The sequence below is a fragment of the Methyloglobulus morosus KoM1 genome, from assembly GCF_000496735.2.
Taxonomy (GTDB): Bacteria; Pseudomonadota; Gammaproteobacteria; order Methylococcales; family Methylomonadaceae; genus Methyloglobulus; species Methyloglobulus morosus.
The window spans coordinates 1-15,477 of record NZ_AYLO01000051.1 but is presented as its reverse complement, the minus strand read 5'-3'; the positions used below and the strand labels follow the sequence as shown (position 1 = coordinate 15,477).

Annotated in this window: 15 protein-coding genes; 9 read left to right on the top strand and 6 right to left on the bottom strand. The window is 48.1% G+C overall.

The genetic code is table 11. The features are described from left to right. Nucleotides 1–95 precede the first annotated feature (95 nt). From rpoS to MGMO_RS07060, 3 genes are all read left to right on the top strand, one after another. Nucleotides 96–1,079, top strand: coding sequence for an RNA polymerase sigma factor RpoS (gene rpoS / locus MGMO_RS07070; RefSeq protein ID WP_023494353.1), 984 nt, complete (start codon nt 96–98; stop codon nt 1,077–1,079). Between the two features lie 782 nt (nt 1,080–1,861). Then, nucleotides 1,862–2,374: a prepilin-type N-terminal cleavage/methylation domain-containing protein gene (locus MGMO_RS07065; protein WP_036307255.1), complete on the top strand. Its 513-nt coding sequence runs from the start codon at nt 1,862–1,864 to the stop codon at nt 2,372–2,374. 13 nt (nt 2,375–2,387) lie between these two features. Next, nucleotides 2,388–5,243: a putative bifunctional diguanylate cyclase/phosphodiesterase gene (locus tag MGMO_RS07060; protein WP_023494351.1), complete on the top strand. Its 2,856-nt coding sequence runs from the start codon at nt 2,388–2,390 to the stop codon at nt 5,241–5,243. Between the two features lie 28 nt (nt 5,244–5,271). Here the strand turns inward: MGMO_RS07060 and MGMO_RS07055 are convergent, their stop codons facing one another. Further along, nucleotides 5,272–6,135, bottom strand: a complete 864-nt coding sequence (locus tag MGMO_RS07055; protein WP_023494350.1) for a carbon-nitrogen hydrolase family protein — start codon at nt 6,133–6,135, stop codon at nt 5,272–5,274. Further along, nucleotides 6,125–6,730, bottom strand: a complete 606-nt coding sequence (locus MGMO_RS07050; protein ID WP_023494349.1) for a GNAT family N-acetyltransferase — start codon at nt 6,728–6,730, stop codon at nt 6,125–6,127. The genes MGMO_RS07055 and MGMO_RS07050 overlap by 11 nt, the downstream gene beginning before the upstream one ends. Before the next feature lie 79 nt (nt 6,731–6,809). On the opposite strand from MGMO_RS07050, the gene MGMO_RS07045 reads away from it, so the two are divergent. Together MGMO_RS07045 and MGMO_RS07040 are read left to right on the top strand one after the other, a co-directional pair. Then, a complete protein-coding gene (locus MGMO_RS07045) occupies nt 6,810–7,628 on the top strand; it encodes a glutathione S-transferase family protein (RefSeq protein WP_023494348.1) in 819 nt (272 codons plus the stop codon). 218 nt (nt 7,629–7,846) lie between these two features. After that, the gene (locus tag MGMO_RS07040; protein ID WP_051383988.1) at nt 7,847–8,473 is read left to right on the top strand and encodes a DUF2238 domain-containing protein; all 627 of its coding nucleotides are present in this window, start codon (nt 7,847–7,849) and stop codon (nt 8,471–8,473) included. A gap of 4 nt (nt 8,474–8,477) precedes the next feature. Here MGMO_RS07040 and MGMO_RS07035 read toward each other — a convergent pair whose 3' ends face one another. From MGMO_RS07035 to MGMO_RS18950, 4 genes are all read right to left on the bottom strand, one after another. Beyond that, on the bottom strand, nt 8,478–9,140 hold the full coding sequence (locus MGMO_RS07035; protein ID WP_023494346.1) for a peroxiredoxin family protein: 663 nt from the start codon (nt 9,138–9,140) through the stop codon (nt 8,478–8,480). Between the two features lie 7 nt (nt 9,141–9,147). Continuing rightward, complete coding sequence (gene trhO / locus MGMO_RS07030) at nt 9,148–10,158, bottom strand: oxygen-dependent tRNA uridine(34) hydroxylase TrhO (protein ID WP_023494345.1); 1,011 nt, start codon at nt 10,156–10,158, stop codon at nt 9,148–9,150. 64 nt (nt 10,159–10,222) lie between these two features. Further along, nucleotides 10,223–10,687, bottom strand: coding sequence for a bacterioferritin (bfr, locus tag MGMO_RS07025; RefSeq protein WP_023494344.1), 465 nt, complete (start codon nt 10,685–10,687; stop codon nt 10,223–10,225). A 21-nt stretch (nt 10,688–10,708) separates the two neighbouring features. Continuing rightward, nucleotides 10,709–10,933 carry a (2Fe-2S)-binding protein gene (locus MGMO_RS18950; RefSeq protein WP_023494343.1) on the bottom strand — a complete coding sequence of 75 codons (225 nt, stop codon included), beginning with the start codon at nt 10,931–10,933 and terminating at the stop codon, nt 10,709–10,711. 280 nt (nt 10,934–11,213) lie between these two features. Between MGMO_RS18950 and MGMO_RS07015 the strand changes: the two genes are divergently transcribed. The 4 genes from MGMO_RS07015 to MGMO_RS07000 all read left to right on the top strand — a co-directional run. After that, on the top strand, nt 11,214–13,019 hold the full coding sequence (locus MGMO_RS07015) for a copper resistance system multicopper oxidase (protein ID WP_023494342.1): 1,806 nt from the start codon (nt 11,214–11,216) through the stop codon (nt 13,017–13,019). Nucleotides 13,020–13,066: 47 nt separating this feature from the next. Beyond that, nucleotides 13,067–13,939 (top strand): copper resistance protein B, encoded by an 873-nt coding sequence (locus MGMO_RS07010; RefSeq protein WP_023494341.1) that lies wholly within the window; start codon nt 13,067–13,069, stop codon nt 13,937–13,939. 47 nt (nt 13,940–13,986) lie between these two features. Continuing rightward, nucleotides 13,987–14,952, top strand: coding sequence for a CDF family Co(II)/Ni(II) efflux transporter DmeF (dmeF, locus tag MGMO_RS07005; protein WP_023494340.1), 966 nt, complete (start codon nt 13,987–13,989; stop codon nt 14,950–14,952). A 59-nt stretch (nt 14,953–15,011) separates the two neighbouring features. After that, the coding region (locus tag MGMO_RS07000; RefSeq protein WP_036307230.1) for a hypothetical protein at nt 15,012–15,477 on the top strand (466 nt) is incomplete at its 3' end.

Sequence of the window (15,477 nt, the reverse complement as noted above, 5' to 3'; positions counted from 1 at the left end):
GACTTAGAGAATTATCGAAAAATCTTATCTACACTAAAAATTCAGTGCCGTATTAACCCCCTTTTTAGGGTAGGCAGACTAGGTCGGGAATTGAAATGAACAAAGAAATATTTGAACCTACGGATGAAGACATAAGTGTCATTTTTGATGACGAACCGCCTCTTGAGGATGTTCTGGACGAAGATGATTTGGTAGACGACAAGCTCGTCCTCGAAGAAACCGTCTTGCTTCAGGCACGAGGCGAGAGCGGCTTTGATGCCACGCGGGTCTATTTGAATGAACTTAGCCGATCGAAACTGCTGACCGCCGAGCAAGAAAAAAGTTACGGGACACTAGCCCTCAAGGGAGACCGTGAAGCCCGCAAAGTCATGATCGAGAGCAATCTGCGGCTCGTGGTCAAAATTTCAAGGCGTTACCTCAACAGAGGATTACCGCTGTTAGACCTTATTGAAGAAGGCAACCTGGGTTTGATCCGCGCGGTCGAAAAATTCGACCCGGAGCGGGGTTTCCGTTTTTCGACCTATGCGACGTGGTGGATAAGGCAAACTATCGAACGGGCTATCATGAACCAGACGCGAACCATCCGTCTGCCGATCCATATCGTCAAAGAAATGAACACCTACCTTAAGGCCCAGCGCCAACTGGCACAATTGCTGGATTACGAACCGAGTGCGGAAGATGTCGCCAAGCATTTGGGCAAGCCTGTCGGTAAAGTCGAAAAAATGCTCAAGCTGAACGAACGGGTGACATCCATTGACATCCCCGGCAGCAAGGATTTTGACCAACCTTTGGTCGATTCGCTTTCCGATAGCGACAGCGCATCGCCTTCAGAACAGTTGCAAGAAGTTGGCATGAAACAAAATGTCGCTTCCTGGGTGTTTCAGTTGCCCGAAAAACAACGCGAAGTGATCTGCCGTCGTTATGGCTTGTGCGGCTACGAAGACTCAACGCTGGAAGAGGTCGCCCAGGAATTGAACGTCACAAGGGAACGTGTTAGACAGATCCAGATGGACGGTTTGAAACGGTTAAAGGAAATCCTGGAGATCAGTGGTTATTCGTTTGAGTCTATCTTCAATTAAGCCAACCCTGAATTTGCGATGCCGTTCGTCCTGAGCCCGTCGCAGGAAACTTATCGTAGGACTTCGCCAACGATTGATTAAGGCCACCCATCAGGTCAAAGTGTTTTGTAAGGGCCAATTCCGGAAATTAAACACCCCTTCCCGCATGATCGCACACGAAGCCAGCCCCCGCCGAATCCATTGCACGGCATTTAAATCCCCAGCACCCAAACAGAGTTATCAGTAATGTCCACCAGGCATATTGTCACACGGACGCAGTGATATTGACGTCAACGGCTAGGAATCATTCCGCATTGCCATTGAGGCTAAAAGAAACCCTGAGGCGATATAAGTTGAGTTGATTAACATTTTTTTGTCAGTTTTTAGATATAGGGCTCATTTTACGTAACGACAATGCGCTATACTGCAACTAATACCCTGTAGCGCTGTCAGCCAATGCTTAGGGATTGCCGATTGCTAATGTAACAGGAATTTTGATTAGGGGATTATCCGTATAAAACTTTGGACTGTTCTTTTATTTTGAAACACCGTACTTTATTTATGACCAGAATGGATACAACTTGGCCTATCTTTCAATATCGCTATCAGGCTCGTTTGATGGATGAGGTTCTTTTAGGGTCATGAAATTCCAAATGGACGACGTGACGAAAACCCTTCAAAGGCCTGAAGCCTTGCAACTAGGAACGTGGCAATCTCGGCTTAATTGGCCTCAAAACCCCATATCGCGCCCGACGTATACTTTTCCACGTCGTGTGCCAGTAGTTAATAATCAATTTTCAAAGGTGATCCATAAAAGTAACGCAGGAGGCAACGGATTCACGCTATTGGAACTCTTGACCGCCCTTGCGGTCATCGGCGTATTGAGCGCAATTGCCATTCCAACCTATAACGGATATATAGAAAAAATCAATATTAATAAGGCTATTTCCGATATTAATTTCATCCAAGTCTGTATTGAACGCTACCACACTGAGACATTCGATTATCCATCGGCTATGGAAGACATTGCTGGATGCCTCCCTAACAATGGTATAGACCCGTGGGGGAAGCCCTATGTTTATTTTAGCCATGATAAGGACGATAAACTCAAGGGAAAAGACAAACCTAAAGGGGAAGACAAAGGTGACGACCAAAGACGGCAAGATGGAAACGAAAACCCAATCAACACTCTTTACGACTTGTACAGCAAGGGTAAAGATGGCCTTTCTAAGAAACAACTTACGCAAGATGATAGTAAGGACGATGTCATCGTGGCGCATGACGGCGCTTTTATCGGGCTAGCCTCCGATTTCTGATTAAACCCAAGCGATGGCGCGAAAACTATCATTTTTAGACAATAAGGTCGCACGTCGCATCCTGGTTTCATTCATTCTCGCAGCCCTAATTCCTATTGGGATACTCGGGCTGCTCTCATACCAGCAGGTCAGTGAGCAGCTTAGGCTCCAAACCGCTAAGTCTCTCCACAGAAGCTGTAAAGACTATATGATGAGCTTTATTGACCGTTTGAACAACTTTGAAAGCGCCCTGCGTCTGGTGGCGATCAAAGTTGAGAAATTTGGTAATGGGTTTCGCCTTATTCCGTTTATTAACGAACAAAGCCTTGTAGGCCAATTCGACGACTTGGTGATTGTCGCTCCCAATGGTGAAAAAACTTCACTAGTCAGTAAAACAGGATTTATTCCAGATCTAACGGCGCTAGAAATTCAAGAAATTGCTGTTGGTAAAAGCCTTATCAAGCCAGTTGTCGGTCCTGAACCAGGAAACAGTCGTCTTTGGATGGCTGTTAGTCTTGCCTATACCCATCATGAAGCCAGCATCCTAATGGGGAGGCTCAAGCCCGAAATATTATGGAAGGCAGAAAATATTGAACCTAACGAACTCTGGGTGATGAACGAAACGAATCAATTGTTATTTGCTTCCAAGCCAGATTTCGTCCTACCGCGTGAAGTCAGGTCGGAGTTTTCTTTAGCCGACAGTGGACAATTCGATTTGAATTATAGGGATGATGCTTATGTTGGCGTTTATAGGAATCTCCCTTTGAAGGCCTTGTTTGCCTCTGGCATAATAGTCATTGTGCAAGCTCAGCCGGAATCCTTGGCTTTTGCCGCTATCCAGCAATTCAGCGCCATCTACCCTCCTGTCATTGTGCTTGCCGTCCTGATCGTCGCGTTATTGAGTGCCCGGTTAATAACGAAATATTTGACCCCGCTTGAACGGTTGAAAGCTGCGACCCTCAGGATTGCGGAAGGCGACTTCAGTTCCCGCGTGAACATCAATAGCCATGATGAATTCGAAGAGTTGGCCGATTCGTTTAACGAGATGACCCGTCGCTTGCGTAGCCAGTTTGATATCTTGTCCACTATGGCGGAAATCGACCGCCATATCCTTTCTGCATTAGATGCCACAGAAATTGTAGACATTGCTTTAACCCGCTTGCCCGGTGTCCTTTATTGCGACCTGATCTCCATCGCCAAGGTTGATCCGGAAACATACCAAGTAAGCGACATCCATACCCGGCGAACCGGACATGATACCGACATCATGGCTAAGCCGATCATGTTGGGCCAAAAGGACATCTTAAGCTTGCTAGAGAAGCAAGGCAGCTTGATTGAGACTAACGTAAACGGAAAGCTGTCGGCTTATCTTAAAGCCTTTAGGGGTGTTGACGATTGGACGTTCTTGATTGTCCCCGTTGTTGTGAACGGGACATTGTCGTCGATAATTTGCCTGGGTTACCAAGGGCGCAACCCTATCCCACCGGAATCACGCGATGCGGTAAGGAATTTTGGCGATCGAATTGCCGTCGCCCTCTCCAATGCCGCCTGGGAAGAGAAGCTTTACCAACAGGCACACTACGATCCCCTGACCGGCTTGCCCAATCGTTTAGTGCTCAATGATCGGTTGATGCAGGAGTTGGCGCGTGCCAAGCGCGACCATACTCAGCTTGCCGTGCTTTTTATCGACCTGGATCGCTTCAAGACGGTGAATGACTCATTGGGGCATGCGGCAGGTGATGAGCTTCTGACCCAGGTTTCGCGGATCTTCGTCAATTGCGTCAGGGAGACGGACTTGGTCGTCAGGATTGGCGGGGACGAATTCGTCATCGTCATTACCGATCTCCATAATCACCATAATCCGATGTCGATGGTCAGCAGCATCGCCGAAAAAATTCTGGCCGCCCTTAACCACACCCTGGTTGTTGCCGGACACGCCATGACATTTACGGCAAGCCTTGGGGTTGCGATATTTCCCAGGGATGCCGATAACCCCCAGGATTTGCTCAAAAATGCAGATGCCGCCATGTACCACGCTAAGGACGAAGGTCGCGCCAATTTTCGGTTTTATTCGCCCGAACTGAATGCGGCTGCGCTGGAAAATATCAAGCTGGAACAGGAACTGCGTGGGGCGATTGCCAGGGAAGAGCTTCGGGTTTACTACCAGCCTAAGGTTGATTTGAGTCGGCGAATTGTCGGGGCCGAAGCCTTAATCCGCTGGCAACATGCCGAGCTGGGGTTTATTTCGCCGGCGAAATTCATTCCCCTGGCGGAGCATACCGGCCTGATCGTTGAGATTGGACAATGGGTTTTCGAACAGACGTGCTTGTGGGTCAAAGCATGCCATGCTAAGGGCTTTAGGCCTATACGCGTTTCTGTCAACCTTTCGGGCATCGAGTTTAAGCGGCCTGATCTGGTAGATAAAATTGCTGAAATACTTTCCAAAACCGGGGTGAACCCACAGTTTATCGAACTGGAGCTCACTGAATCCGTGGCTATTGGAAACATTAAAGATAGCGTTGAGCGAATGCACAAACTTAAAGCCCTTGGGCTTAGCCTGTCTATGGATGATTTCGGGACGGGTTTTTCGTCCCTTTCATACCTTAAAGAACTGCCGCTCGATATCATTAAGATCGACCAATCTTTCGTTCGCCATCTTGAGTTGGAGAAGAGCAGTCAGGCTATCGTCAAGTCTATTCTTGCCCTCGCTCATGGGCTGAGTATGGAAACAGTTGCCGAAGGTGTCGAAAACGAAGCGCAATTTGACTTCCTAGAACAAAATCAATGCCAAGTGTTCCAGGGGTTTTTATTCAGTCGGCCAATACCCGGCGAGGATTTTTTAAAATTGTTGGCAGAGAGCCCAGTCAAGGAAGAGCCCTCCAAAGCCTAAAAAATTAATGGCTGACCGTTAGGCCTAATTAAATCAAAGCCTTTTGCAAAGGCCAATCGCGGTAATTAAATACCTGTCCCTGTTCGCGCACGACTGCACAGGCGCTTAGCGACACCTCGCCGAACACCCACTGCACGGCATTCAAGTCGCCAGCGGCCAAAATGCCGTTATCGGGAAACCCACGATCCACCGGCGTGTAAATCGCCGCCGCGCCGATATTGACATCGACCGCTTCCGACCAAGGCGCATTGCCCACCAGGCACGATTGCACGACATAACACTGATTTTCCAGCGCCCTGGCCTGACAACCGATTTTGACCCGATGGAATCCCGCTAAAGTATCCGTACAGCTTGGCACTAAGATTAAATTAACCCCCATTTCCACCTGTTTTCTCGCCAGCAAGGGAAATTCGCTGTCGTAGCAAATATTGATCGCGATTTTGCCGAATTCGGTGTCGAAGCATTTTAATTCCTCGCCGCCGTGAATCAGCCATTGTTCGTTTTCAAAGCGCGTCATGATGAGTTTGTCTTGGTATTCAAGCGTGCCGTTGGGCATGAACAGGTAAGCGCGGTTACGGTAAACGCCCGGCTCAACCTGGACTGGAAAACTGCCGGATTGGATAATGCATTGGTGCTGCGCCGCCAAGCTTTTGAAGAGTTCGATGTAGTCGTCATGCACAGACTGCATGGCGGCAAGCTGCTTGCTCAGGGACGAATAAATAGCCTGGCCGAAGAGCGACGCAAGCTCCATGCTGGCATATTCGGGAAACAACAGGATAAGTGCATTTTGCTCTGCGGCCTCTACAACCCAGCGCCCGATTTTGTCCTGGTAAGCTTGCCAATTTTCCAGGAAGCTGATGTCGTACTGGGCGGTTGCGATCTTAACGGTCATGTTTCAGCCAGAATGTCATGGGTTTTGCGGTTTCTTCGGTGTCGTCCAAATCCTTCCAAACATAGGTCGTCGTCAGTTCAGGATGCTTGAAATAACCGCGCTTATTCCAGAACTGATCCAACGGCACGTAATCCGCAGGTCGCCTGGGGTGGTCGGCAGGACGTTCGACGCAGCAAAAAGTAATATGTTCAAAGCCGCCCAATTCCGCCGCATGGGCTTCGCGCTCCTCAAAGAAGCGCACGCCTAGACCTAAGCCTCGATAAGCCTTGTTCAACACCGATTCACTGCAATAAAACACTTTGTTAAGATCGTAGCCCTGTTCCAGGAAAGGCTTTTGCAATTCTGCGGTCTCGTCGCGCATAGGGATAGCGGTCGATGCACCGACGATCTTGTTGTCTTCGTCATCGAAGGCCAATACGATGACGCTGTCGGGATGGTCAATGTAAGTCTGCAAGTACTTTTGTTCATATTCAATCGTACCGTCATACAAATAAGGGAAATCCCGGAACACTTCAATCCGAAGCCGGGCAAGTTCGGGAATATAAGGGAGCAAGTCAGTACCGCTCTTTCTTTCGACATAAACAGTTTGGGTCATGGCCGTTATCACTTGAGGCAAATTGGGCTATTTTATCCCAACCGAATCGTTTTGAGGATTCAATCCGACAGGCAATTTATTGGGCGACTTAACTGGCTTGCTTAAACTAAACTTCACGCTTAAGATACTCACTTGTAATTTTGCAGTAACTATCGTTAACCCTGCCTTGGAAGCCATAATGATTACCCTGTATCAGTTTGCCCGTACCTGGAGTATCCCTAACTTGAGCCATTTTTGCACCAAGCTAGAGACCTATTTGCGGATTAACAAACTGCCATACGAAATTGTGGAAACCTTGCCGCTAAAAGCGCCAAGGGGAAAGCTTCCGTATATTGAAGACCAAGGCCAAAAAATCTCCGATACGCGAATGATAGTGAATTACCTTAAGGCAACGTACGGCGATAACGACAAGGCACTGCTTTCGCCGGAGCAGCAAGGAATTGCCAAGGCTTACCAGCGGCTTTTGGAAGAGCACCTATTTTGGATCAGCATGTACACACGCTGGAATTATACTGAAGGGAACTGGCAAACTAACAAGAAGGCGATCTTCAGCGGTCTTCCGCCGATTGCCCGTGATCTGGCGGCGGCACTTTATCGCATCAGGATCAAAGCACAGATTAAGGGGCACGGCATTGGTCGGTTAACGCAAGAAGAAATAGTTGAACTTGCCAAGGAAGATATAGACAGCCTAGCCGATTTTCTTGGCAGTAAGCCCTATTTTATGGGTGATAAGCCGACTGGCCTGGATGCAAGCGCTTATGGCATCCTCATCAATACCCTGGGTTGCCCCATCGAATCACCTGTGAAAGATTATGCGCTAAGCAAGCAAAATTTACTGGATTACTGCCGTAGAATGCAGGCGGAGTTTTTTCCTGAGATACCTTGGCCTTTAGGATAAGAGGGTAATGGTTATTTTTGATGTATTAGATGTGCGACGAATTATGATCCCTGATTAGTCCTTTGACAAGCTTCCTTGGTCAAGCTTAGGACGAACGGCAAGGCATTGTCCTTCTGCGGGTAGCGTCAACTAGTGCAGGAATGGGTCCTATTTATCCAGCTTCCTCGGCTATATTTATACACATCCCGATTAGATAATTAAGCTTAATAGCCCCAGATATGTCACTTCAACGACCGCGTTCCCTTATGTTTGCTTCCTTCGCCATAGTCCCGCTTTTGGCGTTGTCCGGCTTACAAGCTTACGACCGCACGACTTGGGTACTTGAGATCTTCCCTATAGCCGTTGCTTTACCCATCCTATGGGTGACTTATCGCCGTTTCCCGCTGACCAATTTGGTCTATGGCTTAATCTTTCTTCATGCCTGTGTGCTGATGGTCGGTGGTACATATACGTATGCGCGAGTGCCTTTTGGCTTTCAACTTGCAGAGTGGTTGAGCCTCAGTCGCAATCCCTATGACAAGGTCGGTCATTTTTTTCAAGGCTTTGTTCCCGCGTTGATCGCCCGAGAAATACTGGTTCGCGGGCAATATGTGAGGGGGAAAAAGATGCTTAGGTTCATCGTCATTAGCATAGTCTTGGCAATTAGCGCGACTTATGAATTGATCGAATGGGGAGTCGCCATTGCCATCGAACAAGGCGCTTATGAGTTTTTGGGGACTCAAGGTGATGAGTGGGATACCCAATCGGACATGTTGCTTGCGTTGATCGGCGCTACTACGTCTTTAGCCCTGTTTTCGCGTATCCATGACCGTCAGATTGTTCGGATACAATCGCACGGCAACTGAGGGTTTATTCCTGCAACAAGCCCTGGATTTGCTTTTCCAATTCGGGATGGGAGCCAAAGGCGCAATCCCTGAGTATCCCTTGTTTATCGACCAAGATATGTGAAGGCGTCCCTTTCAAGTTATAATTCTCAAAAGTCTGGGCGCGGTACTCCAGTTTTTGCAGGTGAGCACGGACTTGTTCCAGGACTTTCTCCCGGTATGTTGCGGGTTGTTGTTCAAAGCTTGGGATATGCTCGTCAATAAAGGCGGTAATATGGTTTTCGCTTAAGTCGCCATCCTGTTTGATGAGTGTATCCATCGCCAAAGGGAAGGGGATGCCGTAAGGCAAACGTCCCGCTTCCAGGATTCCCTGTTGATCCAGCAGTTGCAGGGTTTCGCCGATCACTTCGCCGTGGTTGACAAGCTTAACCAGGTTTTCCAAGGTATTTTTGTCGAAATCTTCGAATGCGGTGGCGATGCCTAGTACGGTCAGGCCTAAGGATGAATAGCGTTGATGGAAATCAATCGCTTGCGGAAGCGCATACAGGAAACAGCCGGGGCAGTTGACCTGGAATACCTCTACCAGTACGACCCTGCCTGCCAGTTGGTCGAAATTGGTCGGCTCTCCTTGAACCCAATCGGATACCGAAAATAACGGCGCTTTTTGGCCGATTTGGGCTTTTTTCAATGGCGTATTAGCCTGCGCTGGCGAGCTCGGCGGATGCCAACTTTAATTGCTCCGCTTCCAGCCGTCGTTTTAATTTGACTTCCCGTTTGACAAGCAAGGCTTTGGCGGCTTCCGAACCGATATGGCTTTCACCACGTGACTTTGCGAGTTCGATTTGCTTTTCGCGTTCCGCAAAACGACTCTTCTGCTCCGGGGATTTTAGGCCGTGGCAATGCGGACAACTGACGCCGATTTCATACATTGCACTGGCTTTGTCAACCTCCGTTATCGGCATGCGGCAAGCATGGCATTGGTCGTACTGGCCTTTTTCCAAGTGATGGTTGACGGTAACGCGTTCGTCAAAAACGAAACATTCGCCTTGCCAGAGGGTTTCTTGCACAGGCACCTCTTCCAGGTATTTAAGGATGCCGCCTTTGAGGTGATAGACTTCCTCAAAACCTTGCTCTTTTAAAAACGCGGTGGATTTTTCGCAGCGTATGCCGCCGGTGCAGAACATGGCGACTTTTTTGTGCTTTTCAGGGTCGAGATGTTCCTTGACATATTGTGGGAACTCGCGAAAGCTTTCTGTATTTGGGTTAATGGCGTTTTTAAATGTTCCAACTTGGTATTCGTAATCGTTACGGGTGTCGATGAGCAGGACTTCAGGATCGGAGATCACATGATTCCAATCTTTTGGGGCGACGTAAGTTCCGACGACCCGCTTAGGGTCGATGCCTTCAACGCCCATCGTGACGATTTCGTTTTTAAGCTTGACTTTGGCGCGGTTAAAGGGCGGCTTGTCCGTGTAGGATTCCTTCCAGTCGATCTCAGCCAAGCTTGGCTTTTGTCTCAACCAGTTCAATAGGGTATCTATGCCGGCGCGTGTACCCGCCACGGTGCCGTTGATACCTTCACGGGCTAACAGGAGCGTTCCCCTAATCTGGTTATTGTCCATCACATCAAACAGGGGTTGCCGAAGTTGCTGGTAATCCGGCAGGTTGACAAATTTATACAGGGCGCAAACTACAATTTGGGACATAAGAAAACTTTGATAATGGTAAAACTAGACAATACTTGTAACTTAAAAAGAGAAAACAATGCTTTCAGATTTGCGATTGCAAGTAATTTTGGATGCCTATTTTATCAATTAACTCAAACTGTGTCTCTAGCCAGTCAACATGTTCTTCTTCGTTTTCAAGGATATGTTCGAAAATCTCCCTGGAAACGTAGTCTTTAACTTGCTCGCAGTAAGCGATAGCCTCTCTCAAGGGCGGGATGGCTTCATATTCCAGTTTTAAATCGCAGCGCAACATTTCTTCCGGATTTTCACCGACCCTCAGCTTGCCGAGGTTTTGTAGATTGGGCAGTCCTTCGAGAAACAGGATGCGCTCGATCAAAATATCGGCATGTTTCATCTCGTCGATCGATTCGTGGTATTCCTTTTCGTTGAGCTTATGGAAGCCCCAGTTTTTGAACATCCTAGCGTGCAGGAAGTATTGGTTGATGGCGGTTAATTCGTTGGTGAGTGCTTTGTTAAGGAATTCAATAACTTTAGGGTCGCCTTTCATGGGTCTATCTCGTCAAGCCTATTAAGCTGCGAGTATAGACGGATTTGGCGTATTTTGCATCAAGGATTGGTTGCAACGGTGACTTTGGGTATGAATATCCAGCAGTTCCCTGACGTGAGGATTGCATTTGCCGCAGTCGCCACCCACGCCCAAGCATTTGAACAATTCGCGGCGCGAACTCACGCCTTCATGAATGGCGCGTTTTATTTGGGTGTCCGTTACCGCTTTACAAACGCATACGTACATCTGGCATTTCCTAAAAAGTTAAAGGTTATGTTAATGATAACAATTCTCATTAAAAAAGCAAGGGCATCCAGCAATTATTTTTGGGTACTTTGTCACAAAAACGGGAAAAATTAGGCTATTTCCGGTTGGTGCCTTTTAGCAAAAATTCAGGTCATATTGCTTTATGACATTATAATTGGACGCATTAAGGCAAAAGCCCCGCTTTTGGCAATTTTCCAGTTACTGTATCCTGCTGTTTTACAGTGATGACGGCTTATTAATCTTGAATATCGATTAACTAATGACCTCCCAAACAAATGGCCTTGAGTCTTTAGCCCGCCCTTCGCGGCGGAATTTCCTGAAAAAGCTATTGAATGGCTGCGCCTTGATGGTTTCGCTGCCTTATTTCAAAACAACAAGGGCATGGGCAAATGCCCGAGCTGTCCCGGTGCTTAGCGGCACGGAATTTGACCTGACTATTGCCAATACGCCAGTCAATATCACTGGCACAGAGAGGATCGCCACGACTATTAACGGTACTGTCCCCGGCCCGACTTTGCATTGGCGAGAAGGCGATACAGTAACCTTGCGGGTTAAAAACCTGCTTACCAAGGAAACATCGTTGCACTGGCATGGGATTATCCTGCCTTACCAGATGGATGGCGCGCCCCGGATCAGTTTCAATGGCATTGCCCCCGGCGAAACGTTTACCTACCATTTTAAAGTCCAGCAATCAGGCACGTATTGGTATCACTCGCATTCCGAGATGCAGGAACAAACAGGGTTATACGGCGCAATCGTCATAGAACCGGCGAAGCCGGAATCCATCAAAGTTGACCGTGATTATGTGGTGTTGCTGTCTGATTGGACGGATGAAGACCCGATGGCGGTGTTTGCCAAGCTCAAAAAGGAAAGTGCCTATTACAACCTGAATCAGCTTACAATTGTTGATTTGTTTAAAGATATTGTCGAAGAAGGGCTTCCTCAGGCAATTGAAAAACGGCACATGTGGAACATGATGCGGATGAACCCAACGGATTTGTCGGATATTTCGGCATCAACTTACACTTATCTGCTCAATGGCCACGCCAGCGCGGACAACTGGCTGGGTTTGTTCAAGCCGGGAGAAAAAATCCGCTTGCGTTTTATCAATGCCTCCGCCCAATCATTTTTCGATGTGCGGATTCCGGGACTAAAAATGACGGTGGTCGCTGCGGACGGGCAGAATGTCGACCCCGTATCTGTCGATGAATTTCGGATTGGTTTGGCTGAAACGTATGATGTCATCCTATCGCCTGAGCAAACCGCTTATACCTTATTCGCCCAATCGATGGATCGGACGGGCTGTGTCCATGGCACGTTGGCAACGCAACCAGGGTTGTCTGCGGCTATACCCAAGCTAGACAAGCCAGTACCGTTGACAATGGAAGATATGATGGGGGCTATGGATCATGATATGGCGGGCATGGATCACGCAATGGCAGGGATGGATCATAGCAATATGACATCTGAACAGACTAGCCAGATGGATCACAGGTTGCACGATATGGCAGGCATGAGCGGTGCTGTCACCAATAAGAAACCTGTCCAAGTCCACCATGCCAACACGGAATTTGGTGCAAGTGTCGACATGCGGGTCGATACGCCGCGCACTAACCTGGACGATCCCGGTGTCGGCCTTAGGAATAACGGCAGGCGCGTCCTGACCTACGCCGACTTGCACACACTAGGTGGATCGCCCGATAACAGGCCAGTCTCGCGGGAAATCGAGTTGCACCTGACAGGCAATATGCAGCGTTACACTTGGTCATTCGACGGGGTGGAATATAACGAAGCCAAACCTATCCATTTCCGCTACGGCGAACGCTTACGGGTCATTTTGTCGAATGATACGATGATGGCGCATCCGGTGCATTTGCACGGAATGTGGAGCGATCTTGAAAGCCCGGACGGGCAATTTCAGGTGCGTAAGCATACGATTATTGTCCAGCCCGCGCAGCGCATCACTTTTCTGGTTTCCGTCGACGCGCTAGGCCGCTGGCCGTGGCATTGCCATTTGTTCTACCACATGCATGCGGGGATGTTTCGGGAAGTGGTGGTATCTTGAGCTTTTTCCTTAAGCTGGTTTTCTTTTTATGGCCCCTAATCTTTACCATGGCCTGGGCGGAAGAACCTGATTCAAGCAATAAGGACATGATGACGGGCCATGACCACCAAAGCATGGATCATTCCAAAATGATACACAGCGAACCTGCCCCAGACGAACCATCCAGCGACCATTCAAGGCATAGCCTTATTCCAGGCCAGCCCCTTCAACAAGCGACTACAAACCGCGATCCCCATGCTTCTGCCGATGGTAACGATTACAGCGGTTTATCAAGATCCCTAATGAGCGATAACCCCAATTTGGGGTCATTAATTGTCGACCGTTTGGAAGGTCTCCACGCCCAAGACAATTTTTCTATGACCTATGATTGGCAGGCGTGGTATGGGCAAGATTATAACCGCTTAGTTGTTCGCGCTGAGGGTGAAATCGACCGGGGTACATTCAAAAATAATCGTAATGAAGTGCTTTGGGGGCATGCGCTGACCGCCTTCTGGGATACCCAACTGGGCGTGCGCTATGACAGCGGCGCTGGGGTAGATCGAGCCTGGGGTGCTTTTGGCGTACAAGGTTTTGCGCCTTATTGGATTTATATCGAAGCGACCGCTTACGTCGGCGAAGAAGGCCGTACTGCCTTTCGCCTTGAAACGGAGTACGATGTGTTAATCACCCAAAAATTAATACTGCAACCCCGCATCGAAATGAACTTTTATAGCCAACGCGACCTCTCTCGTTTGGTTAGCAGCGGCCTGTCCAATATTGAGGCTGGCTTGCGGTTACGTTATGAATTTAAGCGTGAATTTGCGCCTTATGTCGGCATCGAATGGGCGAGTACGTTTGGATCTGCTGCTGATATTATTAAGTCGCAAGGAAACAGGCCCGAAGAAACCCGATTTGTGGCAGGGGTACATTTTTGGTTTTAAAGTGAAAAGAAACAATGACCATGCCTTAAATCAAAGTGGGCAGCGATATGCATACTGACACCTTAAATCGATTACAGCACGACCATAACTACTCCGTTATCAACAGGAAAGGCGAGCGCAGGACACGCTTGGTCTTAGTGCTGACCCTGCTGACCATGATCCTGGAGATCGCCGCAGGCATGATGTTTGGCTCGATGGCGTTACTGGCTGATGGTTGGCACATGGGAACGCACGTTGCCGCCTTTATGATCACCTTATACGCGTATCGTTATTCCCGCCGCCATGCCCATGACGATAAGTTTGCTTTTAGCAGCGGCAAGGTTGGTGTATTGGGCGGTTTTGCCAGTTCCGTCGCCTTGGGCGTGGTTGCCTTGATGATGTTGATTGAATCCAGTGAACGCATCCTTACACCCCGTATCATCCAATTCGACCACGCGTTGTTGGTTGCCGGGTTCGGTTTGTTTATTAACTTTGTGTGCGCGTTGCTACTTAAAGACTCGCATCAGCACGGACACTCTCATGAACACGGACATCATCACGACCATAACCTCAAGGCCGCTTATTTTCATGTGCTGGCCGATGCCCTAACGTCCGTGCTCGCAATCGTTGCCTTATATTCCGGCAAAACATACGGCTGGAACTGGCTCGATCCGGTCATGGGAATGGTCGGCGCGCTAATCATCTCAAGATGGTCTTTTTCGTTGATGAAGGAAACCAGCCCGGTCTTGCTGGATGAAAGTATCGCCGTCAAACAAAAGACGGCGATAAAGGACATCATCGAAAGCGATGCCGACAACCGCATTGCCGACCTGCACGTCTGGCGCGTAGGCCCCGACCATTTTGCCGCGATCATCTCGGTGGTCTCACATAACCCTAAAGCGCCGGATTACTATAAGGCCTTACTGATGCAATCCCAAAGCTTGAAGCGGCGTGGTGGTGGGCTTAGGCTGGGACATATCACTGTGGAAGTGCATCAATGTCAGGGTGGGGGTTGCGATGAGATCAACAATTAAGTTTGGCATAAAAGCTGAGTAGGCTGGGTTGCTAATTATCAATAGCGTAAGGAGATATCGTGATTAGTTGGCTAAAGGATTTTATCAGCCCAAATTCATCAGCTAAGACTATTGCTATTGTTTTACTTACGTGCGTTAACTTGGTGATATTTTGGGATAAAGGTGAAAAACTGATTGCAAGCCGTGGAGTTCAAGATTATTACGCATCATTTATCCTTATTGTTATTTTTTATAGCGTTTCACACTTATTGATAATTATTTTATGTAAGTTGTTTGCAAGCTTAGAAAAAATCTGGGCTTATTACAAAGAATCTCAACACAAAAAGGCTGGCTTAAAAGCATTTCGCCACAAAGTTAGAAAGGCTATTCCACAACTACCTACTGCACAGATTGAGATCTTAGGCCAACTAAGTGAAAGTGAAAGAACTCTTGATCTAGTTAAGAATGGAGCGCTATATCTTGAAAATCAAAATTACATAACACGGCTTCATAAGGTCTCACATTCATCCTTTGTTTTCGAGATAA

What these genes read in the sequence shown, in the direction of transcription:
- rpoS (WP_023494353.1), top strand. Translation starts at nt 96, where the DNA reads ATGAACAAAGAAATATTTGAACCTACGGATGAAGACATAAGTGTCATT.
- MGMO_RS07060 (WP_023494351.1), top strand. Translation starts at nt 2,388, where the DNA reads ATGGCGCGAAAACTATCATTTTTAGACAATAAGGTCGCACGTCGCATC.
- MGMO_RS07055 (WP_023494350.1), bottom strand. Translation starts at nt 6,135, where the DNA reads ATGACCGTTAAGATCGCAACCGCCCAGTACGACATCAGCTTCCTGGAA.
- MGMO_RS07050 (WP_023494349.1), bottom strand. Translation starts at nt 6,730, where the DNA reads ATGACCCAAACTGTTTATGTCGAAAGAAAGAGCGGTACTGACTTGCTC.
- MGMO_RS07040 (WP_051383988.1), top strand. Translation starts at nt 7,847, where the DNA reads ATGTCACTTCAACGACCGCGTTCCCTTATGTTTGCTTCCTTCGCCATA.
- trhO (WP_023494345.1), bottom strand. Translation starts at nt 10,158, where the DNA reads ATGTCCCAAATTGTAGTTTGCGCCCTGTATAAATTTGTCAACCTGCCG.
- bfr (WP_023494344.1), bottom strand. Translation starts at nt 10,687, where the DNA reads ATGAAAGGCGACCCTAAAGTTATTGAATTCCTTAACAAAGCACTCACC.
- MGMO_RS18950 (WP_023494343.1), bottom strand. Translation starts at nt 10,933, where the DNA reads ATGTACGTATGCGTTTGTAAAGCGGTAACGGACACCCAAATAAAACGC.
- MGMO_RS07015 (WP_023494342.1), top strand. Translation starts at nt 11,214, where the DNA reads ATGACCTCCCAAACAAATGGCCTTGAGTCTTTAGCCCGCCCTTCGCGG.
- MGMO_RS07010 (WP_023494341.1), top strand. Translation starts at nt 13,067, where the DNA reads ATGGCCTGGGCGGAAGAACCTGATTCAAGCAATAAGGACATGATGACG.
- dmeF (WP_023494340.1), top strand. Translation starts at nt 13,987, where the DNA reads ATGCATACTGACACCTTAAATCGATTACAGCACGACCATAACTACTCC.